Source organism: Pararhizobium sp. P1_E7, assembly GCF_056405855.1.
Genome location: NZ_JBFUBH010000007.1, coordinates 20,264 through 46,696 on the forward strand (window position 1 = coordinate 20,264; position 26,433 = coordinate 46,696).

General features: G+C 61.3%; 23 protein-coding genes and 1 pseudogene. 22 read left to right on the forward strand and 2 right to left on the reverse strand.

Going from position 1 to position 26,433, the window contains the following annotated elements; translation table 11 throughout:
- The first annotated feature begins 117 nt into the window (after nucleotides 1-117).
- The 9 genes from AC1D17_RS10130 (at nucleotide 118) to rfbD (ending at nucleotide 11,299) form a co-directional block, all read left to right on the forward strand.
- Nucleotides 118-1,587 carry a DUF6212 domain-containing protein gene (locus AC1D17_RS10130; protein WP_477565283.1) on the forward strand — a complete coding sequence of 490 codons (1,470 nt, stop codon included), beginning with the start codon at nucleotides 118-120 and terminating at the stop codon, nucleotides 1,585-1,587.
- Nucleotides 1,577-4,255 (forward strand): glycosyltransferase, encoded by a 2,679-nt coding sequence (locus AC1D17_RS10135; protein ID WP_477565284.1) that lies wholly within the window; start codon nucleotides 1,577-1,579, stop codon nucleotides 4,253-4,255. Before AC1D17_RS10130 ends, AC1D17_RS10135 begins: the two co-directional genes overlap by 11 nt.
- 38 nt (nucleotides 4,256-4,293) lie before the next feature.
- Nucleotides 4,294-5,472, forward strand: a complete 1,179-nt coding sequence (locus AC1D17_RS10140) for a polysaccharide pyruvyl transferase family protein (protein ID WP_477565285.1) — start codon at nucleotides 4,294-4,296, stop codon at nucleotides 5,470-5,472.
- 39 nt (nucleotides 5,473-5,511) lie between these two features.
- Nucleotides 5,512-6,684, forward strand: a complete 1,173-nt coding sequence (locus tag AC1D17_RS10145) for a polysaccharide pyruvyl transferase family protein (protein ID WP_477565286.1) — start codon at nucleotides 5,512-5,514, stop codon at nucleotides 6,682-6,684.
- 4 nt (nucleotides 6,685-6,688) lie between these two features.
- Complete coding sequence (locus tag AC1D17_RS10150; protein ID WP_477565287.1) at nucleotides 6,689-7,813, forward strand: glycoside hydrolase; 1,125 nt, start codon at nucleotides 6,689-6,691, stop codon at nucleotides 7,811-7,813.
- 85 nt (nucleotides 7,814-7,898) lie between these two features.
- Nucleotides 7,899-8,780 (forward strand): glucose-1-phosphate thymidylyltransferase RfbA, encoded by an 882-nt coding sequence (gene rfbA / locus AC1D17_RS10155; protein ID WP_477565288.1) that lies wholly within the window; start codon nucleotides 7,899-7,901, stop codon nucleotides 8,778-8,780.
- The gene (gene rfbC / locus AC1D17_RS10160; RefSeq protein WP_477565289.1) at nucleotides 8,773-9,336 is read left to right on the forward strand and encodes a dTDP-4-dehydrorhamnose 3,5-epimerase; all 564 of its coding nucleotides are present in this window, start codon (nucleotides 8,773-8,775) and stop codon (nucleotides 9,334-9,336) included. Before rfbA ends, rfbC begins: the two co-directional genes overlap by 8 nt.
- A complete protein-coding gene (rfbB, locus tag AC1D17_RS10165) occupies nucleotides 9,336-10,418 on the forward strand; it encodes a dTDP-glucose 4,6-dehydratase (protein WP_477565290.1) in 1,083 nt (360 codons plus the stop codon). Before rfbC ends, rfbB begins: the two co-directional genes overlap by 1 nt.
- Nucleotides 10,415-11,299 (forward strand): dTDP-4-dehydrorhamnose reductase, encoded by an 885-nt coding sequence (gene rfbD, locus AC1D17_RS10170; RefSeq protein ID WP_477565291.1) that lies wholly within the window; start codon nucleotides 10,415-10,417, stop codon nucleotides 11,297-11,299. The genes rfbB and rfbD overlap by 4 nt, the downstream gene beginning before the upstream one ends.
- 152 nt (nucleotides 11,300-11,451) lie before the next feature.
- On the opposite strand, the gene AC1D17_RS10175 is transcribed toward rfbD, so the two are convergent.
- Entirely contained in the window at nucleotides 11,452-12,204 is a 753-nt protein-coding gene (locus tag AC1D17_RS10175) for a GGDEF domain-containing protein (protein WP_477565292.1), read from the reverse strand.
- A gap of 461 nt (nucleotides 12,205-12,665) precedes the next feature.
- Here AC1D17_RS10175 and AC1D17_RS10180 point away from each other — a divergent pair, with 461 nt between their 5' ends.
- Complete coding sequence (locus AC1D17_RS10180) at nucleotides 12,666-13,115, forward strand: hypothetical protein (RefSeq protein WP_477565293.1); 450 nt, start codon at nucleotides 12,666-12,668, stop codon at nucleotides 13,113-13,115.
- Between the two features lie 2 nt (nucleotides 13,116-13,117).
- Nucleotides 13,118-14,344 (forward strand): HlyD family secretion protein, encoded by a 1,227-nt coding sequence (locus AC1D17_RS10185; protein WP_477565294.1) that lies wholly within the window; start codon nucleotides 13,118-13,120, stop codon nucleotides 14,342-14,344.
- A 331-nt stretch (nucleotides 14,345-14,675) separates the two neighbouring features.
- Here the strand turns inward: AC1D17_RS10185 and AC1D17_RS10190 are convergent, their stop codons facing one another.
- On the reverse strand, nucleotides 14,676-15,704 hold the full coding sequence (locus AC1D17_RS10190; RefSeq protein ID WP_477565295.1) for an NADP-dependent oxidoreductase: 1,029 nt from the start codon (nucleotides 15,702-15,704) through the stop codon (nucleotides 14,676-14,678).
- 198 nt (nucleotides 15,705-15,902) lie between these two features.
- Here AC1D17_RS10190 and AC1D17_RS10195 point away from each other — a divergent pair, with 198 nt between their 5' ends.
- From AC1D17_RS10195 to AC1D17_RS10245, 11 genes and pseudogenes are all read left to right on the forward strand, one after another.
- Nucleotides 15,903-16,895 carry an MsnO8 family LLM class oxidoreductase gene (locus tag AC1D17_RS10195; RefSeq protein WP_477565296.1) on the forward strand — a complete coding sequence of 331 codons (993 nt, stop codon included), beginning with the start codon at nucleotides 15,903-15,905 and terminating at the stop codon, nucleotides 16,893-16,895.
- Nucleotides 16,896-16,918: 23 nt separating this feature from the next.
- The gene (locus tag AC1D17_RS10200; protein WP_477565297.1) at nucleotides 16,919-18,268 is read left to right on the forward strand and encodes an LLM class flavin-dependent oxidoreductase; all 1,350 of its coding nucleotides are present in this window, start codon (nucleotides 16,919-16,921) and stop codon (nucleotides 18,266-18,268) included.
- Between the two features lie 17 nt (nucleotides 18,269-18,285).
- Nucleotides 18,286-19,473 carry a M20 aminoacylase family protein gene (locus AC1D17_RS10205; protein WP_477565298.1) on the forward strand — a complete coding sequence of 396 codons (1,188 nt, stop codon included), beginning with the start codon at nucleotides 18,286-18,288 and terminating at the stop codon, nucleotides 19,471-19,473.
- Between the two features lie 40 nt (nucleotides 19,474-19,513).
- Nucleotides 19,514-20,068: a GNAT family N-acetyltransferase gene (locus AC1D17_RS10210; RefSeq protein ID WP_477565299.1), complete on the forward strand. Its 555-nt coding sequence runs from the start codon at nucleotides 19,514-19,516 to the stop codon at nucleotides 20,066-20,068.
- Nucleotides 20,069-20,103: 35 nt separating this feature from the next.
- Nucleotides 20,104-20,961: pseudogene (locus tag AC1D17_RS10215) on the forward strand (amino acid ABC transporter permease); the annotation flags it as partial.
- A complete protein-coding gene (locus AC1D17_RS10220; protein ID WP_477565462.1) occupies nucleotides 20,935-21,885 on the forward strand; it encodes an amino acid ABC transporter ATP-binding protein in 951 nt (316 codons plus the stop codon). The pseudogene AC1D17_RS10215 and the gene AC1D17_RS10220, both read left to right, overlap by 27 nt.
- A gap of 78 nt (nucleotides 21,886-21,963) precedes the next feature.
- Complete coding sequence (locus tag AC1D17_RS10225; RefSeq protein ID WP_477565300.1) at nucleotides 21,964-22,908, forward strand: ABC transporter substrate-binding protein; 945 nt, start codon at nucleotides 21,964-21,966, stop codon at nucleotides 22,906-22,908.
- Between the two features lie 61 nt (nucleotides 22,909-22,969).
- On the forward strand, nucleotides 22,970-23,914 hold the full coding sequence (locus AC1D17_RS10230) for an ABC transporter substrate-binding protein (RefSeq protein ID WP_477565463.1): 945 nt from the start codon (nucleotides 22,970-22,972) through the stop codon (nucleotides 23,912-23,914).
- Between the two features lie 15 nt (nucleotides 23,915-23,929).
- On the forward strand, nucleotides 23,930-24,964 hold the full coding sequence (locus AC1D17_RS10235) for an LLM class flavin-dependent oxidoreductase (protein ID WP_477565301.1): 1,035 nt from the start codon (nucleotides 23,930-23,932) through the stop codon (nucleotides 24,962-24,964).
- Nucleotides 24,965-25,012: 48 nt separating this feature from the next.
- Nucleotides 25,013-25,609, forward strand: a complete 597-nt coding sequence (locus AC1D17_RS10240) for a DsbA family protein (protein ID WP_477565302.1) — start codon at nucleotides 25,013-25,015, stop codon at nucleotides 25,607-25,609.
- A gap of 199 nt (nucleotides 25,610-25,808) precedes the next feature.
- The gene (locus AC1D17_RS10245; RefSeq protein WP_477565303.1) at nucleotides 25,809-26,423 is read left to right on the forward strand and encodes a DUF1236 domain-containing protein; all 615 of its coding nucleotides are present in this window, start codon (nucleotides 25,809-25,811) and stop codon (nucleotides 26,421-26,423) included.
- Nucleotides 26,424-26,433 lie beyond the last annotated feature (10 nt).

The following is a 26,433-nucleotide window of genomic DNA, read 5'->3' on the forward strand; positions in this document are numbered from 1 at the left end:
ATGTTAGTTGTTAGGCTTATTGTCAACGGCGCCGGATTGTCTGATTAAGCATCTGATTATTCGCGCTCTTTGTTTTTTCTCGACATAATTCTTCAGGGGTCATGCGTGCAAGGGTTGATGTCTTCCGGCATTGGGAAACAATTGGTGGCGAGAAAGCTAATAGCGGCATCCGACCGGGACCGATCATGCTTCGAGGGGAGCGATATCGAGCATCTGGTCGTTTACCTCGAGGCGAATAACCGTCCTCCGGCGACATTGCAGAATACGTTTCCATTGATCGCCGTCGCCTTTTCCGACGAAGGCGAGGCGGATCTGCAGCAGTGCCTGGCGCTGTTTGGCTCGCTGGGAACGATCCCGCCGATTCCCGTCCAGCGGCTTGATCCCGCCAACGTTTCGGACAGTTTGCCGCTTCTGCGGGCGCTGACCGAGGGCGGCGTTGGCCGGCTCGCCCGGTACAGCGCTTCAATCACCTCGGAGCTTGCGATCCTGCGCCGGGAGCGCGAAACGCTGCTGGAAAACTATCGGGCGCTCGAAGATGCATTCCAGGCGCGAAACTGGGAGCCGGTTTCCGAGATTTTCTCCCACGATCCCCATGCCGATCCAAAGGACGAGGGGATCGGACAGTTGCTTGCCACCGCTTTTGTCGAGCAACTGCTGCCGGTATCAAGCCTTGGCGTGGCAGGGTTTGCTCTTCACCTGCACTCGCTGCCCAAAATCAGCGGAGAGCTTGTCGTCGCATTGAGTTATCTTGAGAGCGGCGAAGGTGTGGCCGAGTGGATCGTGCCTTATGCGCAACTCGTGGCGAACTGGAATTTCTTCTCGCTGCCCCGGGCTTGCGGAGGAGGCGCGCGTACCCTTCGGCTGCGGGTCTCCGCGACCGGTCCAGAGATCGTCGGGCTTTCGCTCGGCTATCCGATCGCCGGCGAGCGCTATTCGGCGCGGTCGGAACTTCCGCATCCGGATCTCGATTTGCGCCCGCTGGCGTTCAAGGTGTTCACGGGGCTGCCAGGGGTGAAGCCTGCCAGCACACCCAACATGATTGGACCGAGCGCCCTGCTCGAAGGTCAATACACTGTCGACTATCGCCTGGCGGTGGATACGTTGAGCCAGGTCGCGGATGTTTCGGTCACGCCCATGGTTCCGGAATTCCAGACGGTGCGCTTTCTCGAGCATGAGCATTCCATCGTCTGCCATCCGTTGCCGAGCGGCATATCGGCAGGCGCGGTCAGTCGCGCTATCGAGCCGGGGACGATATCCTTTTCGGCGAATGCCATTATCGATCACCCGGAAGGACAGCCTGCAGCGGTCAGCTTCCTGCTTGCGCCGGCGCATTCGAATGCACGCTCCGAAGTGGCAGAGGTTGCGCGAAAGGGCACGGCCAAACCGTCGGCATTCTTCAGCGGATGGCGCGAAGTCACTTCCAGTCATGTCGTCAATATCAACATCCAGCTGGACGAACCGGTACGCGGCCCGATGGATCTGATGATCCTCAGCCGCGCCGTCACGGATTCGGTCGATTTCTCCTGGCTCAAGGTGTCCGGCTTCAGACTGGTCAAGCAATCGACGGAGGCTGCCGATGTCCGGTAACCGGGAGTTGACAGACCTGATCGCCGTGGCCATGCCACTCTATGGTCACGCGGCGCTTGCCCTGGAGGCGATCGAGTCGGTGCTTGCCTCGAATCTCAGCCACTGCCGGATCGTCATCGTCGTCTCGGTCGACGGCGATCCACGGCATGAGACGTTCGATCAACTGTTGCTCTACGCCGCAGCCCATCCTTTCATCCACGTCATGTTCGGCCAGAACGCCGGTCCGGGCGGCGCCCGCAATCGCGCCATCGACTTCGTCCTCGAACACTTTCCCGAGGCGAAAGCTGTCTATTTCCTCGACGCCGACAATCGCATTCTTCCCGGCACCATCGAGACGCTTTATCGGCAGCTCCGCTCCAGCGGCTGCGGCTGGGTCTACACGAATATCGACACATTTTCGGTAAGTTGGCGCGCCCACTACGGCAACCGCTATTCGCGGCTGGTCCACTGCATCACCGACAATATCTGCGACACGGGATCGATGATCTCGATCGATGTCTTCCAGGAGGGCGTCCGCTTCAACGATGACAGGCAGAACGGTTTCGAGGATTGGGAATTTTGGCTGTCGTGCATCGAGCATGGTTTCGTCGGCACGCCCTGCCACGACACTGTCTTCGAATACAGGCTGAGGGCGGAGAGCCGCTTCAAGGAAGCCAACCGGGACCGCGCCACGTCGGTAAGCTTTCTGCGCAAGCGCCACATGCCGTTGTTCCAGCGCCCGATGCTGGTGGATTTCGAGCATGAGGATTGCCCGCGCTATCTGTTTGCACGAACGGAAGACACGGCGATCTCATTCTTCACCGATCCCACCAAGCCACCGGCGATGCTTCGCCTCGACGATATCATCCCGGCTTTCTGGGGGAATATCGGCGAGCCCGACAATGAACATTTCCCGCCTTTCCTGGTGGCGGGAAGCGGCGCGGCGCTCGACCTTCTGCGGCGTTCACGCATGCTGCCAAACGTGCTTGCCCATCTCGAGCGCCTGAGCGAGACCAACAACGTCGTCTTCGTCCAGCTCGCCAACGATGCCGCCCAGCGCAAAATCGAGCCGGTCGTTCATGGGCCGGGCGCACAAAAAATCGGTCCTGCCGATCTCGTCTTCCTGTCGACCCGGCTCGTCCAGGACGTGGTCCAGAACAATGCCGTGGACTGGTTCGCCTCGATCGCAAGTCAGCAGGTATGGCCGACATCGGCCGTTCTGAAAGTGCGTTTCCCTTTTCCAAGAAGCCTCCCGCGCCGCTCTCTCATCACGCCTCAGCAGGTACTGATCAATTGTCTCAATGCGATTGCCTCCAGCCCCCTGCGCGAGACGGCTGGCAGGCGCTGGACCTGGCGTCCCGCGCGGCTCGTAGGCTACACCGATCTCCACAAGGCGCTGCGCAAGGAGGTCGGAGGATCGCCGGTCCTGCCGCTCGGGCATAGCGAGGGCAAGCGGACGGTGGCGTTACTCGTACCAAACGCTTCGTTCGGCGGTGCCGAGAAGGTCGTTTATGCCGCCGCCCGGGAATTGAAAGCGGCGGGTTACGAAACCCATCTCTTCGTGCTCGGCACGTCCCGCATGGACGTCATCGATGAATTCGATTCCAGCTTCGACTACATTCACTTTTGGGACGCTGGAATTCCGGCCTGGGGAGCGTCGGGCTCCTTCCTGGGACAGGACTTTATCGCCGAGGGGCATGCGGTCGACTGGGAGGCGCTCAAGGGCCAGCTTTCCGGCTTCGACTTGGTCATCAACAACCACGTGATGGCCGTCCATCCCCTCATCGCGCGGCTGCGCTCCGAAGGCACGCGCACCGCCTGCTATCTTCACGTCGTGGACAACACAATCTTCAAGCGGCCCGCCGGCCAGCCCTTCGCTGCGATTGCCCACGAGCATTGCTATGATGCCTTCCTGACCTGCTCTGAACAGCTCAAGATCTATCTGCACAGCTACGGCGTCCCGCACGAGAAAGTCTTCGCCGTTGCGAACGGAGCAAGCTTCTCGGTGCCGCCCAAGGCCCTGGCGGAGGTTCTTGCCGTCAGGCGGATCGAGCGCAAGGATGACCGGTTGCGCCTTCTTTACATGGGCCGGCTCGATCAGCAGAAGGGTATCGACCGGCTGGCGGCGGCGCTCGCGATACTGCGCGCCTCCAACGTCCCCTTCGACGCCCGGGCCATCGGAGGGGAAATACTCGCCGATTCCAAGGGCTCCTGGGGCGAACGGCTGAAGGATCTGGGTGTCGATGTGCGCCCGCCCGTCTTCGCCAGCAAGGATCTGATCAAGGCGCTGGGCTGGGCCGACGTTCTCGTCATGCCGTCGCGGTGGGAGGGTGCACCGCTGATGATTGCCGAGGCGCAGCAGCTCGGCTGCGTACCCATCGCGACCGCGGTTGGCGCCGTGGACGAGCTTATTTCCGATGGCGAGGACGGCATACTGATCGACGCGTCCTCCGATCCTCAGGTGGTGAGGGAGATGGCGCGGATCATTGAGGAGGTTGCGCGCAATCGCGAGAGGCTCGCGCCGCTCATGGAGGGCTGCATCCGGACCGCCGCACGCCGCTCATGGGCTTCCTCCTTCTCGGATTTCATCTCGTGGAGCGATCGCTCCGTGAAGAATTCATCATTGTCCCGCGCCGCGGTCTTTCGCGAGCAAGCGGCGGCAAATCCCGCGGTCGCGGCAGTTGGCTGATTGCCGGGCCGCTTCTCTGAAACAGAAAGGTTAGTCGAATGCGCCCACGAATTCTCGTGACGGGTATTCCTGGTCACTACACGCGCCTTGCCAATGGCGCCCAAGGCTTGTCAGTCTCCTATGCAGAGCGGCAGAAGCAGCCGGAAATGAAAGAGGAGTTTCTGCAGGAGCTGCGCAACATCAGCAACACCGGGAACTATCTCATCGGTGAGGGCGCCCTGCGGGCGCTCGCGCCGCATGCCAAGCAAGTTCCCTTCTGGCATCTCTACAATTTGAGCAAGAGCGGCAATGGATTCGACGAGTTCAATGCCAACTTCGACATCTGCGTGTTCACCTGCGCGAATCTCCTGCGCAAAGGGCTCTCCGCGGACGCCGAGGCGGATGTGCTCAGCCGGCTCAACATGCCGATCGTCATGCTGGGCATCGGCCTGCAAAACCGCAGGGACCTGGAGAACAATCTTCCGGAGGGAACGAAGCGGCTCCTGGCCGTCTTGAAAGAGCGTGAGCACTATTTCCTGACGCGCGGCTACGAGTCGGCGGGCTTCCTGAAGGACCAGGGCTTCAATTTCGTGCGCCCGACCGGTTGCCCTTCCGTCTATTTCATGCCGGACAACATGCGCCGATCGATGAAGAAGCTGTCGAGCGTGAAGATCGGCAAGGCGCGGACGATCTTTTCAGGGTACCTCGGCGGCAACCAGGATGCGATCCTCGACGCGAATGCGCTGGCCCCGCAGGACACTGTGCCGCAATACGTAGTGCAGGACGAGTTCCTCCACTTCGACATGAAGGTGGAGCCCAAAAATGAGGGGCGCGTCTATGATTCCGCATCGGGCCTGATGATCGGCGATCTGGCCTATCCCGGCACGGAGCGGGAGAAGCAGCGGTTTGAGGTTCGCACCTTCTTCGACACCAACCAGTGGCGCGCCTGGGCTTCTTCGATGGACTTCAACCTCGGCCGACGTTTCCACGGATCGATCATTGCCATGCAGGCGGCCGTGCCGAGCTTGATGGTGGCTGTGGACGACCGCATGCGCGAGATGCTCGGCTTCACCGGCCTGCCCGCCGTCGACATCGCCGAGATCGACAAAGCGGAGAACCGCGCCGAGTTCGTGGCCGATCATCTGGCAAAGCTCAACACGACCGAACTTGTCGACCAGTATTCCGACCGCGAGCGCGCCTTCCGCACGACGCTTCGTGAAATCGGCATCGCGAATTAATGGCCCGAAGGCCACCATTTATCGGTTCAGAGGATAGTTATGCGTATTTTGCTAACGGGAATTCCGTCTTATCTGCAGAGAACGATTGCTCAGGTTTCGGGCACGACTGTGGTCCACCGGCCCTATTTTGACCAGACCAGCACCAAGAAGGACCTCATTTCCCAGGTCAGGCGGATCGCCAATACCGGCAACTACCTGATCGGCGAGGGCGCGGCCGAAAGCTTGCGCGGTCATGACGTCACATACCTTCCCTTCTGGCACCTCGCCAACAACCGGGGATCGGATGACCTTTACGAGAGCGTCAACCGCGAGTTCGATATTTGCGTTTTCGCCTCCGCCAACCTCTTGCGACCCGGCTACTCCGCGGACCTGGAAGCTGAAGTCTTCGCCAAGCTGAACATGCCGATCGTGGTGATGGGCATCGGTATCCAGCGCAAGGAGGGTCTCAAGGAACTGCTGCCGGCCGGCACGCTCCAGTTCCTTGATGTCTTGAGGAAAAAGGAGAGCTTCTTCCTTACCCGCGGCTATTTCACTGCCGAGTTTCTCAGGGAGCAGGGCATGAAGTTCGTCAAGCCGACCGGCTGCCCGTCGCTCTATTTCTCTCCCAATGACATGAAGCGCTCGCTTTCGGCCCTTGCCAATCCGGGACTGGCAGAAGCCCAGAAGATCGTCTTCGGCGGCTATCTCGGCAGTGTTGCCGATACGATCGTCGACGCACATGCGTTGCTCAAGCCCGACAGCGTCGCAAGCTATGTGGTCCAGGACGAGGTGGTTGCCTACAACCTCTCCCTGACCGGCGACGACAACGACATCGTCTATGACCGGGCGAGCGGGCGCATCACTGGCGCGACCGAATATAAGCATTCGGAAAAATGGCAGCGGAAATCCGAGCTGCTGGTCTATTTCGACACGAACCAGTGGCGGGGCGCGATGTCCTCGCGCGATCTCTGCTTCGGCCGCCGTTTCCACGGCTGCATCATCGGTATGCAAGCCGGCACACCCGCCCTCATGATCGCGGTCGACGACCGCATGCGGGAAATGCTGGAGTTCATCGGCTTTCCCTACATAGAGGCCGCGACCTGGAACCGGGAAGCGGACAAGCGCGCATATCTGTCGAGTTTCCTCGCCAAGATAGACACGCAGGCCGTGATCGACCGCTATTCCGCTTGCGAGGCGAATTTCCGAAATGCTCTGGGGCAGATTGGGCTTTGAGAGGATGAAAGCGGTGGCTCGACCGCTTCTCGTTTGCGCGCTGGCGACGTTCTGGGCCTTTGCCCCGGCGCCGCTGGCGGACGCGGGCGATGCGTTGCCCGATCGCATCGGTATCAACCGGGTCAACCTCGCCTGGCTTTCCCGCGCCGATCAGGAGCGCGTGCTGCGGGAGATCGCGGCGAGTGGCATCAGCCATGTCCGGCTTTCGCTGTCGCGGCCGGTGGAGAAGAGCATCGAAGCGCTGGAAATGGCAGACCGACTGGATCTGAAAATCCTTGTCGAGATCCAGCTCGGCAACAAGGACTACTATCCGGCGGAGGTGCGCCCTCGCACCGGTTTCGGCCGCATCTGGGACGTCCAACGGCTTTCCGATCTCGACCTCGATCTTTACCGCGCGCAGCTGCGCGCAGCGCTTCGCCGCATTGATGGCATGGGCATTCGCATCGACGCCGTCGAGCCCGGAAACGAAATCAACTACAGCGCCTACAATGGCGACCTCGTCGTCTACGAAAAACCTGGGCGGCAGACACCGCGCAGCGTTTCGGAAGTCGCAAATCGCCCGGCCTTCGAGCGCGGGCTCGACGCATATGTCGGCGCCGTCCGGATCACCCGAGAGGAGTTGCGGGCGACGGTGCATAGCCGCGGCGCGCTTCTGATTTCCGCCGGACTTTCCGATATCGGCGCGGACGAGGCGGACTATCGCGGGATGGAACGGCTCGATCCCGGCGCGTTTGTCTCACTCCTGCGGGAACGGGGGATCGACGCGTTGATCGATGGTTATGGCATTCATGTCTATCCGGGGCGCAAAGGTGACGCGGCGCTTGTGCGGTATGTGACGACGCTCCTCGACTTTTGCCAGCCTGAAGGGGAGGGCAAGCCATGCTGGGTGACCGAATGGGGCATTGCCAACACCGCGGTTTCTTGCCCGATCGACGACCGGGAGCGCGAAGGGGCGATCCGCGCCATGCGTCGCGTCTTCGCTCAAGGCATGGCGGCGCGAACGCTGGAAGCGGCCTTCTACTATGACTGGGATACCCAGCCGGTCTACAGCGTCTGGCGTTGCGGCGCCTTGAGCCCGGCCGGCGTGGCGGCCACCGAACCGGATACCGGTGAAGGATCGGTGAGATGACCAATGTGATCTGTCCCCTTCTGTATTCCCGGTCCGAGCGTGACCGCGGCGGGTGGCGCGTGGAAATGGCAACGGGAGAAACGGCATGAAAGGGATCATTCTGGCAGGCGGTAGCGGAACGCGGCTCTACCCGGTGACCATAGCGGTTTCGAAGCAACTGCTGCCCGTCCACGACAAACCGATGATCTACTATCCGCTGGGCACGCTGATGCTGGCGGGAATCCGCGAGATACTGGTGATCACGGTACCGCGCGACAGGCCGCTTTTCGAGGGGCTTCTCGGTGACGGAAGCGCGCTCGGCCTCTCGATTTCCTATGCGGAGCAGGCGCAGCCGAACGGACTGGCCGAGGCCTTCGTCATCGGCCGAGAATTTGTCGGAGACAGTCCGGTCGCTCTCATTCTGGGAGACAACATCTTCTACGGAGCGGGACTTGCGGAAATCTGCCGGGACGCGGCCGCCAAGCAGGCCGGCGCCACCATCTTCGCCTATCATGTCGACGATCCGGCTCGATACGGCGTGGTCAGCTTCAACACAACGACCGGCAAGGCCGACGCGATCGAAGAAAAGCCTGCGAGCCCCAAGTCGAACTGGGCGGTCACGGGTCTCTATTTCTACGACAACGACGTGCTTGACATCGCGGCCTCCGTGCGCCCCTCGGGCCGGGGGGAACTGGAGATCACCGACGTCAACCGTGCCTATCTCGATCGCGGCAATCTCCACGTTCGCCGGCTTGGCCGGGGCTATGCCTGGCTTGACACCGGAACCCATGAGAGCCTGCACGACGCTTCATCCTTCGTGCGCACCATCGAATACCGTCAGGGTGTGAAGATCATGTGCCCGGAAGAGATCGCCTTCGAGCTTGGCTATCTTTCGGCGGACCAGGTTCTGGCGCGGGCCGCAATGCTGGGACAGACCGACTATGCCGTCTATCTGCGGCGCCGGATCCGGGAGCTTGCCGATGCCTGAGTTTCGCTCCCTCGGCCTCGACGGCGTGCTGGAGCTGGCGCCGCGCAGATATGAAGACGAGCGCGGCTTCTTCACCGAAACCTACAACGCAGCCGCCTTCGCTGCGAAGGGGATCGATACGACCTTCGTGCAGGACAATCATTCCTATTCGGCCAAAGCCGGCACCCTGCGGGGACTCCACTATCAGCTCCCGCCGCGCGCGCAGGCAAAGCTCGTCCGGGTCGTCCGGGGGCGCGTTTTCGACGTCGCAGTCGATCTTCGCCGCGGCTCGCCGACCTTTGCCAAATGGGTCGGTATCGAACTCTCGGCCGAGAAGGGCAATCAGATCCTGGTGCCGGCGGGCTTTGCGCACGGCTTCGTCACGATGGAGCCGGATACGGAGATTCTCTACAAGGTGAGTGATTTCTATTCTCCGGATCACGACCGGGCGATCCGTTTCGATGATCCGGAGATCGGGATCGACTGGCCAGTGGATGCCCGCGACCTGCTGCTGTCGGCGAAGGATCGCGGCGCGCCGCTTCTGGCCGAGGCGACGGTTTTCGGGGAGGTGGCCTGATGGCGGCGGCAACACGGATTCTCGTGACCGGCGGCGCGGGCTTCATAGGTTCCGCGGTTTGCCGCCAACTGGTGGCGGGCGGCGCGGAGCGCGTTGTCAATGTCGATAAGCTGACCTATGCGGGCAATCTCGACTCCTTGCGGACGATCGAGGGGAAGACGAACTACGTTCACTATCGCGCCGACATCGGCAACGAGCGGGGTATGCTCGAGATTATGCGCCGCGAGAAGATCGACGCGGTGATGCACCTCGCAGCCGAAAGCCATGTTGATCGCTCGATCGACGGGCCGGACATATTCATCGAGACCAACATCGTCGGTACCGTTCGCCTGCTTAATGCCGCGCTTGCCTATTGGAGCGAGCTCGCGACAGACGCGCGCGAACGCTTCCGGTTCCATCACGTTTCCACAGATGAAGTGTTTGGAGACCTCCCGTTCGATGGGAGCGTGTTCACCGAAAAGACGGCTTATGCCCCGTCCTCGCCTTACGCGGCCTCGAAGGCTGCCTCAGATCATCTCGTGCGCGCATGGGCTCACACCTACGGGTTACCCGTCGTGTCGTCCAACTGCTCCAACAACTTTGGACCCTATCACTTTCCCGAGAAGCTGATCCCGCTCGCCATCATCAACGCCATCGAAGAGAAGCCACTGCCGGTCTACGGCACGGGGATCAATGTGCGGGACTGGCTGCATGTGGAGGACCATGCCCGCGCGCTGGAGCTGGTGGTGCGGCAAGGAAGGCCCGGCGAAAGCTACAACATCGGCGCACGCGCCGAGCGCAGCAATCTCGCCGTTGTCGAGCGTATCTGCGATCTCCTCGACATCAGGCGACCGCGCGAGCTGCGCAGAAGTTATCGGGATCTCATCGCGTTCGTCCCCGACCGGCCGGGTCATGACCGCCGCTATGCCATCGATCCCTCCAAGATCGAGCGAGAGCTTGGATGGAAGCCGCAGTTGGGGTTCGACGAAGGGCTAAGCATGACGGTGGACTGGTACCTGGCCAACCGGTGGTGGTGGGAGCCGATCCGGCACCGGCGCTATTCTGGTACGCGTCTGGGCGAACGTCAGCGACGCCTGGCATGAGGATTGCCGTAACCGGGACCACGGGCCAAGTCGCCCTGGCTTTGGTCGAGCGGGCGCGAGCGCTGCCCCATGTCGAGGTGTTCGCCCTCGGGCGCCCCGAATTCGATCTGGCCCGGCCCGAGACCATCTGGCCAGCGCTTTCGTCCTTGCGCCCCCAGCTTGTCGTTTCAGCCGCAGCCTATACGGCCGTCGATCGGGCTGAGCGTGAGCCGGAACTGGCCTATCGGATCAACGCGACCGGCGCCGGGGCAGTCGCCGAGGCGGCGACCCGTCTCGGAGTGCCGATCATCCATCTCTCGACCGACTACGTCTTTGACGGAAAGAAGCAGGGCGGCTACCGCGAGACGGATGCGCCGGCGCCCCTGAATGTCTACGGCGCTTCCAAGCTCGCGGGCGAAATCGCCGTGGCGGCGGCGAGCCCCCGCCATCTCATCTTGCGGACAAGCTGGGTCTACAGTCCGTTCGGGACGAACTTCGTACTAACGATGCTGCGGCTGGCGCGTGAGCGCAACGAAATCTCGGTTGTCGCTGACCAGCGCGGCAATCCCTCGTCGGCGCTCGACATCGCCGACGCGATCTTAAACGCCGCCGTTGCGATGGGTGAGGGCGGGGCATACGGGACCTATCACCTCGCGGGAAGCGGCACGACCTCATGGGCCGATTTCGCGCGTCATGTGTTCTCCTTAAGCCGCGCTCGTGGGGGGCCGTGGGCGCAGGTTCGTGACATAACCGCCGCCGAATTTGCCGCGTCGGCACCGCGCCCATTGAACACGCAACTGTCCACCACCAAGTTCGCCTCGGCCTTCGGCTGGACCATGCCGCATTGGTCGCGGTCGCTTGACGAGGCGGTGGGACGGATCGTTAAGGACGCCGCGGGTTAGCACATGCCCACAACTCAGCGGCGCCGCATTCAGATGACGGGCAACGGCGTCCGTGGCCGCCGCGCCGATACCTCAGGTTCGATTGCCCGACAGGGGAAGCGTTGCAGAGGCGGCCACAACTGTTCGCATTCCGCGGCCCGAAAGCCTCCCTGTCACGAAAACAGCTCCCGGAACAGGGGGGGGCCAGCCTCTTCCTCCGCAACGGCGGCGTGGTTCGCTGCCTCGCGGAGCGCCTGAAAGTTGGCCTGGTCCCCGACCCTTGTACCGCCAAGCCGCACCGTCACCGGTATATGGCGCTCTTGCCCTGCAGTGAAGGTGGTCTCGTCTATCCGCGCGCGGATGCGCTCGCAGATGTCTCTGGCATTTTCCGTTGTTGCGCCTGGCAGATAGATCCCGAGTTCGTCGGAGGCAAGGCGGGCGACGAGATCACCATAGCGCACGGAAGAATGGACGATCCGAGCAATCGATTGAAGCAGCGTATCTGCCCATTGCGGGCCATAGCGACGACCGATCTCATCGAAATTGCCGACCCTGAGAACGAGCATCACGCCATCCTGGCTTTCAGCCGTACTCAGGCGCCTGCGGTCTATCGCATGCTCGACCGACGTCGCAAATGCGTTGGCGCGCAGTGTACCCGTGACGGGATCATGGCAGAGTGCGTGCTGAAGTTCTTTTTGGGTCTCGCGAAGTGCTTCGTGGCGTCGACAAAGCGCATAGTGAAGCGGAAATGTAACAGCTGCCGTTATCGCCGCCACTGCGGTCAATTCCGCCCAAAACGGATGGTCGGGAATAAGCAGGCTTATTACGCAAACGGCTGCGATCGCCCCAAAGGCACAGGCAAGCGCGCCGAGCGTTGCTATCTTGATATGCGGGATGTTTACGGCTTGGCGAAATTGCTGAGTCATCGGTAAACGGGGCTTTTGCAGGGGACGCTATCTTGGGGGATTCGGTGGAAATATCAGGTGAATAAATCTGATGGCATTTTAGGAGTCCACGCAAAACTTGACCTTCGCGCCAACCAGATGGCGGGCCTGTGAAGCCCAGGGCGATGCGCTCGTTTAAAAAAATCCATTCGCACGCTTATGCGTCGGCACCTTGAGTATCTGCTACTAACACAGAAAACGCAGAAGGCCCGCAGTCCGATTCCCATCAACACGAGAAATCACCAGTCTCTGGCTTTGCGCAGAGCCGAAATATCCTGCTGCGAACATTTGCGACCCGCGCCGAATCTACTTGCGCAAATTGCGGAAAGGCCTCTAATTCACGACAGAGCAATATGTGGATGTCGTCTTGTGGCGTCCTCGGTCAAAATACAGAATTCTAAAGCGCCAGTGGACAGTTAACTCTTCGAAGATAGGTCGCAGCAATGGCACAATCGGTCCACCCAGCAGCTATCGAGCACCTGCCTGCGTTTATCACCGCACCGGGACAAACGGACTACCTTTTTAACGGGGTCGTCATTTTCCTGATCGTGATCATTCTGGTCATAGGCAATCTCTATTTTCAATTGCACGCCGTGCCGGAGCGCATGGCGCATCGAACCAGCAAGGTTCAGATGGAGATCGTCGCCGTTCTGGCGCTGATCTCCCTTTTCACTCACAACCATCTTTTCTGGATCGCAGGCCTGCTGCTCGCCTTCGTGAACGTTCCGGACTTTTCAACCCCGCTTTATTCGATCGCCGACTCTCTTGCGAAGCTTTCAGGCCGGCCCCCGATCGACAGTGAGATAGAGTCTCTCCGGCCTGCCGAGCATCCGGAGCCTGGAAATCAGCCAGAATCCGAAACCCGAGCGGATACGAACGGCGGAGGTATTTGACGATGTTTGAGTTGATTTTATGCTCCATGCTCACGATCTTTCCCGATTATCTCTTCCGCAGATACGGCCAAGGCAAACGGATCGGGGTCGATATCACCCTCTACACCATGTGGTATGAGCTGAGATGGGGGATCAGCGCCTGTCTCATACTGACGTTATCCTTGATCACTCTCATTTTCTATTTCCACCCTTCGACCAAGATTGTCACGGCAATATTTCGCACGGTCTCGATCCTGCCAGAATCAGTCGGCCGTGTGGACGAGGTCTATGTCGGACTGAACCAGAAGGTGGCCGCCGGCGACCCGCTTTTCCGGCTCGATGATGCCGAACAGAAGGCTGCGATCGAAACAGCACGCCGTCAGATTGCGGAGGTCGATGCCGAGATGAGCGTCGCTCATACCGAGCTTGCTGCGGCGGATGGCCAGATCCAGCAAGCTGAAGGCGACTATCAGATCGCGGTGGACGAATATGAAATGAAGGCCCAGCTTCTAAAGAGTGACGCTGTTGCCAGACGCGAGGTCGAACGTCTCGAAAGCACTATCGAAAGCCGTAAGGGTACCGTTATCGCGATCACTGCTAATAAGCGAACCCTGGAAACGAAGATTTCAACGCTGTTGCCGGCGCAGAAGGCAAGTGCCGAAGCTGCTTTAGCCCAGGCGCAGGTGGCTCTGGACAAGACGGTGGTGCGGGCCGGCATTGCCGGGACAGTCCAGCAATTCACGCTGCGTGTCGGCGACGTGGTCAACACGATGATACGCCCGGCCGGTGTTCTGGTCCCGGAACAGGCCGGCCGCGGCACGCTAATCGCTGGCTTCGGGCAGATCGAAGCGCAGATAATGAAGCCGGGCATGATCGCCGAGGCAACCTGTATCGGCAAACCCTTCACCATTATCCCGCTTGTCGTGACCGAGGTCCAAGAGGTGATCGCGGCAGGACAGCTACGACAGACGGATCAATTGGTTGATGTACAGCAGATGGCGCAGCCGGGAACGCTCACCGTCTTTCTGCAACCCCTTTACCCCGGCGCACTGGACGGTGTTCCTCCAGGCAGCAGCTGCATCGCCAATGCCTATACCAACAACCACGACGCCCTTGCGGACCCCAATATCGGGACTGTGAAGTGGTTGTATCTGCATGTTGTCGATGCGGTCGCGCTGGTGCATGCGATGATCCTGCGGATTCAGGCTGTGCTACTTCCTGTGCAGACGCTGGTTCTCACCGGACACTAGAGCGCTTCAAAGCGGTTCTGTTGGCTGAAAACGGCCGCCCACTGTGTCGGATGGCTTGACCGATGGGGTCGGCATCGCTCGGCGCCATCCTACGCGTGGAACGGCCGTTTTCGACCAACCCGAAGGGCCGGATGAATTTCGGCCATGATCGGCGGCTGCCGTCTCGACCGCAGCTTCTGCTGCGCCTTTCGCCAACCGGGAGAAATCCCATTCAGATTAGAATTGAACAAGGGCGCCATCGATGCGTCATGCTTGCGGCTTCGGCAAAAGCCGATGGTTTGTGGCCGCTGAATTTCCGGCCAGCGACGGATCGAAAAGGCCTTGATATCGCTCAGGAAGCGACGCGCACGATCAGCTTGCCGAAATTCTTTCCATCGAGAAGGCCGATAAAGGCGCCCGGGGCGTTTTCCAGCCCGTCAACGATGTCCTCCCTGTATTTCAGCCGACCTTGCGAAATCCAGGTTCCGGCCTCGCGATAGAAATCGGGGCGCTGGTCTGCGAATTCGTGCTGGATGAAGCCTCTGATGGACAGGCTCTTGCGCAGTATCGCCCGCATGACGGCCGGCAGCTGGTCGGGTCTGTCCGCAGCAGAAAGATTTTCGTTGTAATGCGCGATCAGTCCGCAAACCGGGATGCGCGCGAAAGGGTTGAGGAGGGGAAACACCGCGCTCCAGACGTGGCCGCCGACGTTTTCGAAATAGACGTCGATGCCATTCGGGCAGGCGGCTGCGAGTTCGGTGGCGAAACTGCCCGAACGATGGTCGATTGCCGCGTCAAAACCAAGTTCGCCCCGCACATAGTCGCATTTTTCAGTCCCACCGGCGATGCCGACGGCGCGGGCGCCGAAAATCCGGGCGATCTGGCCAACCGCCGAGCCGACCGCACCGCTGGCTGCGGCAACCACAACGGTTTCTCCGGCTTTCGGTTTTCCGATGTTGCGCAGACCGGCGTAGGCGGTGAAGCCCGGCATGCCGAGAATGCCGAGTGCCGTTGTCAGCGGCGCCTGCTTCGGGTCGAGTCTTCGCAAGTCGCTGCCGTTCGAGATTGCATGGCTCCGCCAGCCGGAATGGGACAGGACGATATCGCCCGGATTGAAAGCGGCGTTGCGCGTGCGCAAAACCCTTGCCACCGTTCCTCCTTCCATGACGTCATCGATTTCGACCGGTTTGGCATAGGATTTGGCGTCGTCCATACGCCCGCGCATGTAAGGGTCAAGGGAGAGATAGAGGATTTGAAGGAGAACTTCGCCCTCGGCGAGATCGCGGATGACCTCTTTCTCGAGCCGGAAATTTCCCACTACCGCCTTACCGGATGGACGCGACGCAAGGACAATTCGGGTCGAGATGGGCTGGTCGGACATTGGACGATCCTCATTTTTAGATGCCGGCAGTTTGTTTTCAAGCGGTTAGCGATTTCCGATCGTATCGCATCCGGCTTCGGAGGCGAGGTGACTTTTTCTCCATACCTCTCCTCAAAGAGAATGCCGTTTCTTATAAATCATTTTGTCTACTGATTTTATAGACTAAGTTTTACAACCTTAGTAATGGATCGGTGGTTCATGCCCTACCTCCTCAGTCTTCTGGACAAAAGCCCTGTCGAAGAGGGCGGCACCGCTGCAGATGCTCTGCGTGCAACGGTCAGGCTCGCCCAAAAGGCCGAAGAGCTTGGTTACCACCGTTTCTGGGTCGCCGAGCATCATAGCATGGCAAACCTGGCAAGTTCAGCACCGGAAACGCTGATTGCGTATCTTTTGGCCAAGACGGCGACAATCCGTGTTGGCTCCGGCGGCGTCATGCTTCAGCACTACAGTGCCTACAAGGTCGCCGAGACTTTCAATCTTCTGGCGTCGCTCGCGCCCGGCCGTGTCGATCTCGGCGTCGGTAAGGCGCCGGGCGGCTTTCCGCTCTCGACCCGTGCGCTCCAGGTGGGTGCCGATCCAGCCAGAAAGCCGGACTTTGCGCAGCAGCTGTTCGACATCAATACGTTCCTCGCCGCGGATCCCGCGCACGAAGGTCCGCATGCCACCCCGTTTCCTTCGGCGCCGCCGGAGCGCTTCCTGCTTGGCGTCAGCGTCGAAAGCGCCGAACTTGCTGCAGCCAAGGGTTGGCGGCTCGTCTTTGCCGGTCAGCTGAACGGCGATCCTGAAAATCTGAGCAGGACCTTCGACGCCTATGCGCGGGCAAGCGGCGGCAAGACCCCCATTCTGGCGCTTGCGGCCTATGCCGCCGAAGACGCTGATGTGGCGCGCAAAGCTGTTGCCGATCTTCGCATCGTCAAGGTTTTTCTCACCGACGGCAGAAGCGTCAACGTCGGCACCGAGGAGCAGGCCGCCGAATATGCGCGCCAAGCCGGTGTGGCCATCGATCGGCTCGAATCCAAGGCGCCCAGCGTGCTGCACGGAACGGCAGCCGACGTTCGGGGGCAGCTCGATGACCTGCACAGCCGCTACGGCATCGCCGAATTCATCATCGAAACGCCGGCACTTGCCGCTGCCGAGCGCCTTGCCTCCATCGAACGTCTCGCCAAGGAACAGCTGTCGCTCGCCGCCTGATATCTAGCAAAAGGAATTTTTCGATGGCTCACAAACACATTCCGTTCGGTATCATGCTGCAAGGTCCCGGTGGCCATATGAACGCCTGGAAGCATCCGAGCGGGCCTGCCAATGCCAGCGTCAATTTCGAGTTCTTCGTCAATACGGCGCGCAGGGCCGAAGCGGCGGGGATCGCCTTCGCCTTCGTCGCCGATGGGCTCTACATCAACGCGCAGTCGATCCCGCATTTCCTCAACCGGTTCGAACCGATCTCCATCCTCTCGGCTCTTGCGGCATCGACCGCGAAGATCGGCCTCGTCGGCACGGTTTCCACGTCCTATAGCGACCCGTTCACCGTCGCCCGCCAGTTTGCCACGATCGACCTCATCAGCGGTGGCAGGGCAGGCTGGAACGCCGTGACGACGCCGCTCGAAGGGTCGGGCCGCAACTACAGCCGCGAGCATCCTGAGCACGAGCTGCGCTACGAGATCGCCGACGAATATCTCGATGTGATCAAGGGGTTGTGGGATTCCTGGGATGACGACGCCTTCGTCCGCAACCGGGAAACGGGGGTGTATGCCGACAAGTCGAAGCTGCACACGCTTGGCCACAAGGGTCGCTTCTTCCGCGTCGAAGGCCCGCTGAACATTGGCCGTTCGAAGCAGGGCCAGCCCGTTATCTTCCAGGCAGGGGCGTCCGATTCCGGTATCAAGCTCGCCGGCAAGCATGCCGATGCGGTCTTCACCAATGGCGGCCCGATCGAGGATGCGAAGGTCTTCTACAAGCAGGTCAAGCAGAGTGTCATTGGGCAAGGGCGCCGCGCGGCCGACATCGGCATCTATCCGGGCATCGGGCCGGTGGTCGGTGCAACCGCGGATGAGGCGGAGGAGAAATATCAGGCGATCCGCAACCTCGTCACCATCGAGGAAGCGCTGCTTTATCTCGGCCGCTTTTTCGACCATCACGATTTCAGCGTTTATCCGCTGGATGACGTCTTCCCGGATATCGGTGATATCGGCAAGAACAGTTTTCGCGCCACCACCGACCGCATCAAGAAGACCGCACGCGAAAAGAACCTCACCTTGCGCGAAATCGCGCTTGATGCCGCAACGCCGCGGACGGCCTTCATCGGCACGGCAGACCATATCGCCGGCGAAATCATCCGCTGGGTCGAGGAGGGGGCAGCCGACGGCTTCATTCTTGGTTTCCCGGTGATTGCCGAAGGGCTCGACGACTTTGCGGCACATGTCCTGCCGATCCTGGAGGCGCGCGGCTATTTCAATCCTGTGCTTGAGGGTGAAACGCTGCGGGATCATCTGGGGCTTGATTACCGGCAAAGCCGCTATGCCGAGCCCGCTGAAACCGTCGAACGCGGAAAGGCGGTCGGCGCTTGAGGCGCCGGGAAACGGCCATGAACATCATTGCACGGACAGAGCACGTGAACGATCCGGTGGAGCGCGGCATCGCTGCCTATCTCGACGAGATCACGGCACTTCGCCACGACCTGCACCAGTATCCGGAGCTTGCCTTCCAGGAGCGGCGCACCAGCAAGCTGATAGCATCCCATCTCTCCTCCTGGGGTTTTGAGGTCGCCAGCGGTATTGCCCAAACAGGTCTCGTCGCCACGCTGAAGCGCGGCAGCGGCGAGCGCCGGATCGGCATCCGCGCCGATATGGATGCACTGCCGATCGAGGAGGCAACCGGGCTTGCCTATGCCAGCAACAATCCGGGCGTCATGCATGCCTGCGGCCACGATGGCCACACCGCAATCCTGCTGGCCGCCGCCCGCTATCTCGCTGAAAGCTCTGCCTTCAATGGCACGCTTCACCTGATCTTCCAGCCGGCCGAGGAAATCGGTGCCGGTGCCCGCAAGATGATCTCGGACGGCCTGTTCGAGCGCTTTCCGGTCGATGCGGTCTTCGGGCTGCACAATTGGCCTTGTGTACCAGCCGGCCAGTTCGGCTTCGTTGCCGGCCCGGCAATGGCCTCGGTCGATCAGGCGAAGATCCGCATCGTCGGCAAGGGCGGCCATGGGGCCGAGCCGCATCGCGCCGTCGATCCGGTGCTGGCCTCCGCATCCTTCATCACCGCGCTGCAGAGCGTGGTCTCGCGCAATGTCGATCCGCAGGAAATGGCGGTGGCGACGGTCGGCTCAATCCACGCAGGCTCGGCCTCCAACGTCATCCCGGAAAGCGTCGAGCTGAAGCTCACCATGCGCGCCTTCACCGAGACCGTTCGCCAACAGCTGCAGGAGCGCATTCCGGCGCTGGCACGGGCGCAGGCGGAAAGTTTCGGTGCCGTGGCCGAAGTGGACTATCGGCTGGGCTTCCCAGCGTTGATCAATCATCGCGAAGAGACCGATTTCGCGCGCCGCGTGGCGCTCGACACGTTCGGCCCGGCAAGGGTCGAGGAGGGGTTCAAACCGCGCACGGCGAGCGAGGATTTTGCCTTCATGCTGCAGGCGAAGCCCGGCAGCTATCTCTTCGTCGGCAATGGCGACACGGCGCCACTGCACAGCGCCCATTACGATTTCAACGACGCGATCATCGCGCCCGCCGCCCGCTACTGGGTCCGGCTGGCGGAGGCTTTTCTCAACTGAAGACATCGACAGGCCCAACACATCAACAGGAATGGCGAAAATGAGCGATACGTTTGTCTACACCACGCCCCTCGATCCCCGGGCAAAACCGCTGATCGACGAACTCACCTTCGAATATGACAAGCGGTATGGATCCTATTTCAGTGCGGCGGGTGCTGCCGAAGAGATGAACCGCTATCCGGCGGAAGCCTTTGCGCCGCCGCATGGCAATTTCCTGCTTTTACAGCGTAACGGCGAGACGATCGGCGGCGGCGCCTTCAAGTCCTATGACGAACGTACCGCCGAGTTCAAACGGATCTGGACGCGGTCCGATCTGCGCCGTCAGGGGCTTGCCGTCAAAGTTCTGATCGAGCTTGAGGTGCAGGCGGCCCGCCAGGGCTATTCCCGCGTCTACCTGACCACCGGTTTCCGCCAGCCGGAGGCCGTCGGCCTCTATCTGAAATACGGCTACACCGCGCTGTTCGACCTCGACGCCGACCCCGAGTTCTACAAATCGCTGCCTTTTGAAAAAGAGATCGGCCACCTCGCGACCGTCGGACTGCCGGGGGCCTTGCCTGCGGACCAGCCGTTCCAGCTCGCAGCCGGACATCGTTGACCGGTCAAAACTTCATCGTTTACCAGGGGGCAAATATGGCGCTCACGACAGATTTTGCAGGCATCGAGCCAAGCCGCAGGGCGGCCGAGCACAGTCAGGACTATTCGCGCTACCGGATCATCCCGGCGCGCCATCCCGCCCGGTTGGTCGGCACGGTATTCGCGGGCGTCGTCATCGCTGCGATCATCTATTCGACCTTCACCAACCCGCGCTGGGGCTGGAATGTCTTTGCCGAATGGTTCTTCGCCGAACCGGTTCTGGCCGGTCTTGGTCGGACACTGCTACTGACGGCGCTGGCGACCGTATCGGGTTCGGTGCTGGGGACAGCGCTGGCGCTGGCACGGGTATCGAAATCGCCGCTGCTGTCCGGTCTGTCCTGGGGATACGTCTGGCTGCTGCGCTCCATCCCGCTGATTGTGCTGCTCCTGGTGCTCAACAATCTCGGCTATCTCTACGAGACGATCAAAATCGCCGTGCCGTTCACCGATACGGTTCTGCTCGACTACCCGACGGTGCAGTTGCTCACGCCGTTTGCCGCCGCGTTCCTCGGTTTGACGCTCAACCAGTCCGCCTTCTTCTCGGAAATCGTCCGTGGCGGCATCCTGTCGGTCGATCAGGGGCAGCTCGAAGCCGCAGCCGCCCTTGGCCTGCCGCGCCGCCGCCAGGTGTTCCGTATCGTCCTGCCGCAGGCCATGCGTTCGATCCTGCCGACCGGCTTCAACGAGATCATCGGTCTGGCGAAAAGCACGTCGATGGTCTACGTGCTCGCCCTGCCGGAACTGTTCTACACGGTCCAGGTCATCTATCGCCGCAACCTTGAAGTCATCCCGCTGCTGATGGTGGCGACGGCCTGGTATCTGGTGATCATGACGGTTCTGTCGATCGCCCAGCACTATATCGAGCGCTACTTCTCAAGGGGCGCCGTGCGCAACCCGGTGCCTTTGCCTTTCCAGTCCTTCTTCGCCCGCTTCCGCCGGCCGCTGCCGCGACAGGCGGCCGGCACAAGCAGCCAGGCCGTGCGCAGGACCGGTTTTCGTGATGCGCCGCTGGTGCGCGCTGGTGGCGCGGTGCGCATTCACGGCATTTCCAAGAGTTTCGGTGCCTTGAAAGTGTTGGATACCGTCGATCTCACTCTACCGGCGGGCAGCGTMACCGCCATTCTTGGCCCGTCCGGTTCCGGCAAGTCGACCCTGCTGCGTGCCATCAATCATCTCGAGCGCGTCGATAGCGGCTTCATCTCCGTCGATGGTGATCTCGTCGGCTACCGCCAGAACGGCGAGACGCTCTACGAACTGAAGGAAAAGGATATTCTGAAACGCCGCGCTGATATCGGTATGGTCTTCCAGAACTTCAATCTCTTTCCGCATCTGACGGTGCTGGAAAATCTCATCGAAGCACCGATTGAGGTGCGGGGCACGGATCGCGCCGAGGCCGTCGAACTGGCGCGGGAACTTCTCGCCCGCGTCGGCCTGACGGACAAGATCGACGCCTATCCCCGCCAGCTTTCCGGCGGCCAGCAGCAGCGCGTCGCCATCGCTCGGGCCCTGGCACTGAAGCCGAAGGTGCTTTTGTTCGACGAGCCGACCTCGGCCCTCGATCCCGAGCTCGTCGGCGAAGTCCTCGATGTCATCAAGGAACTGGCGCGCACCGGCACGACGCTGGTCATCGTTACCCACGAGGTCGGGTTTGCCCGCGAAGTGGCCGATACGGTCGTGTTCATGGAAGGCGGCCACATTCTGGAGATGGGTCCACCCGCCCGCATCTTCAGTCAGCCGAGCCACCCGCGCACCCGCGAATTCCTCGCAAAAGTTCTCTAGCAAATTCCCGGTCGCTGGAGCGGACGGGATGGGACCAACAGCAACTACAACCCTAAGATGAAAATGGAGACGGGAAACATGACATTCTTACACCGTGCTAAACTTCTGATGGCAGGCGCCGTTGCTATCGCGGCCCTTGGATTGGGCTCCGCGCAGGCGGCGGAGAAATTTGACTTGAGCCCCGATATTTCCAACCGGGTTCGCGCCGAAAAGGACGATGCGGCGATCAAGGCGATCTCGAGCGACTTCAAGTTCGTGACGCCGGGCAAATTCACCGTTGCCATCCATGCCTGGGATCCACCGATCGCAACCTATGCTTCGGATGCGAAAACGGTCGTCGGCGCCGATCCCGATCTCGCTTCTCTTTTGGCGGATTCGCTGGGGCTCGAGCTGGAACTGGTCTCCGTGGCCTGGGCAGACTGGCCGCTGGGCGTTGCATCCGGCAAATACGACGCCGTCATCAGCAACGTCACGGTGACCGAAGAGCGCAAGGAGAAATTCGATTTCTCCACCTATCGCAAGGATGTGCTCGGTTTCTACGTCAAGGCCGACAGCAAGACCAGCCAGATCAAGGAACCGAAGGACGTCGCCGGGCTGAAGGTCATCACCGGGGCGGGCACCAACCAGGAGAAGATCATTCTCGAATGGGACCGGCAGAACGTTGCCGCCGGCTTGGCGCCGATCGAGGTGCAATATTATGACGACCGCGCCGCAAGCGATCTGGCGCTGCAGTCCGGCCGCGCCGATGTCGAGTTCAACCCGAACGCAACGCAGGCCTACAGCGCCTCGATCAAGAACCAGACCAAGCTCGTCGGCATCGTCAGCGGCGGCTGGCCGCTGGCGGCCGACATCGCGGTCACGACCCGCAAGGGCGCCGGTCTTGCCGACGCGGTTACCGTGGCGATCAACGACCTGATCAAGAGCGGCAAGTATGGTGAGGTGCTGAAGCGTTGGAGCCTGGAAGCCGAAGGCGTCGATCAGTCCCAGACCAACCCTGCCGGTTTGCCGAAGAGCGGTTCCTGAGGCGGCACGAGGCGGCCCGGCGCCGGTTTGCGGCGCCGGGCCGGATATTCCCACGGAGATGATGACAATGACCGGCAGACCGGCTTTTCGAAATTTTCTGCTTACCGTACTTGCCTCGACGCTGACCTTTTTCGGGACGGCTCAAGCGGACGAGGCATTCGACCTCCGCCCCGAGCAACCGGCCCGCATCCGGGCGGAGAAAAATGACGCGGCCATTGCCGCGATCTCGAAGGATTTCACCTTCGTGTCGCCGGGTAAATTCACGGTCGCGGTCAGCCCGGGCGGGCCGCCGCTTGCGACCTATGCGACGGATGCAAAGACCGTCGTTGGTGCCGATCCGGATTATGCGTCCGCCATTGCCGATAGCCTGGGGCTTGAACTGGAACTCGTACCGGTCGCCTGGATCGACTGGCCGCTCGGCCTGACATCAGGCAAATATGATGCGGTCATCTCCAATGTCGGCGTCACCGAACAGCGCAAGGAGAAATTCGATTTTTCCACCAATCGTCAGGGTCTGCACGGCTTCTTCGTCAAGTCCGGCAGCGCCATCAGCTCGATTAGGGAGCCGAAGGACGCAGCCGGCCTGCGTATCATCGTCGGTGCCGGCACCAACCAGGAGCGTATCCTGCTCAGATGGAATGACGAAAACGTCGCGGCCGGGCTGAAACCGCTGGAACTGCAGTATTACGACGACGAGGCGGCGAGCCTCCTGGCGCTGTCTTCGGGCCGGGCCGAGGTCATTGTCCAGCCGCATGCGCAGCTCGTCTACATCGCCGCGCGCGATCACAACATCAAACGCGTCGGCACGTTGAGCGCCGGCTGGCCCGATCGCTCCGACGTCGCCATCACCACGAAAAAGGGCAGCGGTCTTGCAGACGCGCTGACCTTGGCCACCAACGGGCTGATCAAGAGCGGCGTCTACGCCAGGATCCTCGACCATTGGCACCTCGCCGAGGAAGCTCTGCCGAAATCAGAAACCAATCCGCCCGGCCTGCCGAAATCCTGAAGGGAAGAACGCACGATGAGCAGCATCGCCATCAACCATATCGGCTTTCTCACGCCGGGCAATTATCCCGCCGGCGATCCGCTGTCAGGGTTGGAAAAGACATTGAAGCTCCTCGAATATGGCGAGGAGATCGGCTTCCAAAGTGCCTGGGCACGCCAGCGGCATCTGGAGCCGGGCATCTCGTCGGCGACGGCTTTTTTGGCGGCGGCAACCCAGCGCACCAGCCGCATCCAGCTCGGCACGGCGGTTATCCCGATCGGCTATGAAAGCCCCTATCGGCTTGCCGAGGACCTTTCGACGGTCGATGTCCTGTCGCGCGGGCGGCTGAACGTCGGCTTGAGCGCCGGCCGTCCGCTGCATGCCGATCTGGTCGCTCCGCTGGTCTTCGATGGCGATTGGGAGAGTTACGATTTCTCGCACCAGCGTGTCCTGCGCTTCGTCGACAATCTGAAGAGCAACCCCTTGGGTGACGAAACGACGGTCATCAAGACGCCTTTCGGCCCGCAAAGGCCACGGCTGCAACCCCATGCCAAGGGGCTGACGGAGCGTATCTGGTACGGCGGCGGGTCGCTGCGGTCGGCCGGCTGGGCAGGACGAAACGGTTTCAACCTGTTGATCGGCAATGTCACGACCGGCGAGGAGACTGACGACTTCTTCGTTGCCCAGTCGCGGCAATTGACGGCCTACCGCGACGCCGGCGGCGCGGGCAGGCGGGTGGCTCTCGGCCGTGTCATCGTGCCCACCGACAGCGCCGATGCGCAGACCCGCAAGCGCTATCTCGACTACGCGGCAGGACGTCATGACCGTACACTGACGCCGCAGGGCGAGCGCCGCACGCTCTATGCCCGCGATATCGTCGGCACGTCCGGGGAAATCCTGGAACGTCTGTTTGCCGACCCGATCCTGCCGCATGTCAGCGAACTTAGGCTGGAACTTCCCTATGAATTCGAAGACGCGGAATATCGCCAGATCATCCACGACTTCGCCACCCTTGTTGCGCCCCGGCTCGGCTGGATCAACGGCGCGGGCAGGCAAAAGCGGACCGCGTAACCAAGGTGTCCGGCGCTCCACCCTCTATATCCATGGGAATGACAGGCATTGACCAAAATCATCGACTACTTCTTCTCCGTAGGCTCGCCGTGGTCCTACATCGGCTTTGACGCATTCATCGACCTTGCGGCGAAGAACGATGTCGAGATCAAACCCTATCTGACAACCGTCGTTGAAGAGAATGGCGGGATATTTTCCCGCAATCGCCCGGAAGTCCGGCGCGGCTACTGGACGCGGGATCTGAAGCGCTGGGCGCGGGTGCGGGAAAAGGCGCTTATCCTCGAAAACCGTCCGGAACTGAGCGATCCGGCACCCGCTTCGCTGATCATCATTGCGGCCTATCTCGACGGCAAGGACTGGATCGGCCTGACCCGCGCCTTGCAGCAGGCCTTCTGGGGCGAGGCAAGGGATATCGGTCAGCCGCATGTCCGCGCAGCGATTGCAGATGCGGCAGGGTTTGACGGCCCCGGCCTCCTTAAACGGCAGGCGGACGAAGACGTGCGGGCCAAATGGGCAGCCGACCGGGAACATGCCCTGAAGAGCGGCGTCTTCGGTTTCCCGACCTTCCTTTATGACAGCGAGATTTACTGGGGGCAGGACAATTTGCCTTTCCTGGAACGCCATGTCGCGGGCGACAGGCCCTAGCCTGGCGACCATCCAGGGCGGCCGCTTCCTGGTTGTCAATGAGGGGGCGATCGGCAAAGATGGCAGCCACCGCGAGCGCCTGACAGGAACGGCCGCGATAGCCGCCTCGGCCCGTTGCAGGCTGGGCAAGGCGGCTCCCTGAGGGAACCTTGGTTGAGATCGGGCGTTTTGTACCGAGAGTTCAATCAAGGAGAAGAACATGCGGTGGATATCAAAGCCCTTGCTCGCGGCTGCGATGCTTCTGACGGGGGCCGGCTTCGCTGCGGCTGATATTCTGGCGACAACGGCGACGGATCTGACGGTTTATTCCGGACCGGGAGCAGAGTATCCCTCCGTCGGTATCGCTACGCGCGGCAGTGCTGCGGTGCTGGACGGTTGCCTTGAAGGTGAACGCTGGTGCCGTATTGATGTCAACGGCCTGCGCGGCTGGGTTTATGCCAAGGAATTGCTGGTGGACTACGATGGCGCGCCTGTCATCGTGCAGGAACGCCGGGCCGACCTCGGCATTCCCGTGGTCACTTACGAGCAGTCCGCAGCCGTAACCGGCCCCGCTGAGCCGGCGCCTGGCGATGAGCTGATCGGTACCGTCGATGCCAACGGTGTCGTCGTGCCGCCGCCGGAAGTGCGCACCTATATCGATCGTACTCCGCTAGACGCAGTTCCCTATGATGGCGACGTCGTGGTYGGCGCGACGCTCCCCGGTGACGTGGTGATCTCCGAGGTGCCGAACTATGGGTACCGCTATGTGCGGATCAATGACCGGCCCGTGCTCGTCGATCCGCAGAGCCGCCGGATCGTCTATATCTACGAATAACCCGAAAGCA

Bases quoted from the DNA above. Each gene is read 5' to 3' on its own strand.
- AC1D17_RS10130 (WP_477565283.1), top strand. From the start codon at position 118: ATGTCTTCCGGCATTGGGAAACAATTGGTGGCGAGAAAGCTAATAGCG.
- AC1D17_RS10135 (WP_477565284.1), top strand. From the start codon at position 1,577: ATGTCCGGTAACCGGGAGTTGACAGACCTGATCGCCGTGGCCATGCCA.
- AC1D17_RS10140 (WP_477565285.1), top strand. From the start codon at position 4,294: ATGCGCCCACGAATTCTCGTGACGGGTATTCCTGGTCACTACACGCGC.
- AC1D17_RS10145 (WP_477565286.1), top strand. From the start codon at position 5,512: ATGCGTATTTTGCTAACGGGAATTCCGTCTTATCTGCAGAGAACGATT.
- AC1D17_RS10150 (WP_477565287.1), top strand. From the start codon at position 6,689: ATGAAAGCGGTGGCTCGACCGCTTCTCGTTTGCGCGCTGGCGACGTTC.
- rfbA (WP_477565288.1), top strand. From the start codon at position 7,899: ATGAAAGGGATCATTCTGGCAGGCGGTAGCGGAACGCGGCTCTACCCG.
- rfbC (WP_477565289.1), top strand. From the start codon at position 8,773: ATGCCTGAGTTTCGCTCCCTCGGCCTCGACGGCGTGCTGGAGCTGGCG.
- rfbB (WP_477565290.1), top strand. From the start codon at position 9,336: ATGGCGGCGGCAACACGGATTCTCGTGACCGGCGGCGCGGGCTTCATA.
- rfbD (WP_477565291.1), top strand. From the start codon at position 10,415: ATGAGGATTGCCGTAACCGGGACCACGGGCCAAGTCGCCCTGGCTTTG.
- AC1D17_RS10175 (WP_477565292.1), bottom strand. From the start codon at position 12,204: ATGACTCAGCAATTTCGCCAAGCCGTAAACATCCCGCATATCAAGATA.
- AC1D17_RS10180 (WP_477565293.1), top strand. From the start codon at position 12,666: ATGGCACAATCGGTCCACCCAGCAGCTATCGAGCACCTGCCTGCGTTT.
- AC1D17_RS10185 (WP_477565294.1), top strand. From the start codon at position 13,118: ATGTTTGAGTTGATTTTATGCTCCATGCTCACGATCTTTCCCGATTAT.
- AC1D17_RS10190 (WP_477565295.1), bottom strand. From the start codon at position 15,704: ATGTCCGACCAGCCCATCTCGACCCGAATTGTCCTTGCGTCGCGTCCA.
- AC1D17_RS10195 (WP_477565296.1), top strand. From the start codon at position 15,903: ATGCCCTACCTCCTCAGTCTTCTGGACAAAAGCCCTGTCGAAGAGGGC.
- AC1D17_RS10200 (WP_477565297.1), top strand. From the start codon at position 16,919: ATGGCTCACAAACACATTCCGTTCGGTATCATGCTGCAAGGTCCCGGT.
- AC1D17_RS10205 (WP_477565298.1), top strand. From the start codon at position 18,286: ATGAACATCATTGCACGGACAGAGCACGTGAACGATCCGGTGGAGCGC.
- AC1D17_RS10210 (WP_477565299.1), top strand. From the start codon at position 19,514: ATGAGCGATACGTTTGTCTACACCACGCCCCTCGATCCCCGGGCAAAA.
- AC1D17_RS10225 (WP_477565300.1), top strand. From the start codon at position 21,964: ATGACATTCTTACACCGTGCTAAACTTCTGATGGCAGGCGCCGTTGCT.
- AC1D17_RS10230 (WP_477565463.1), top strand. From the start codon at position 22,970: ATGACAATGACCGGCAGACCGGCTTTTCGAAATTTTCTGCTTACCGTA.
- AC1D17_RS10235 (WP_477565301.1), top strand. From the start codon at position 23,930: ATGAGCAGCATCGCCATCAACCATATCGGCTTTCTCACGCCGGGCAAT.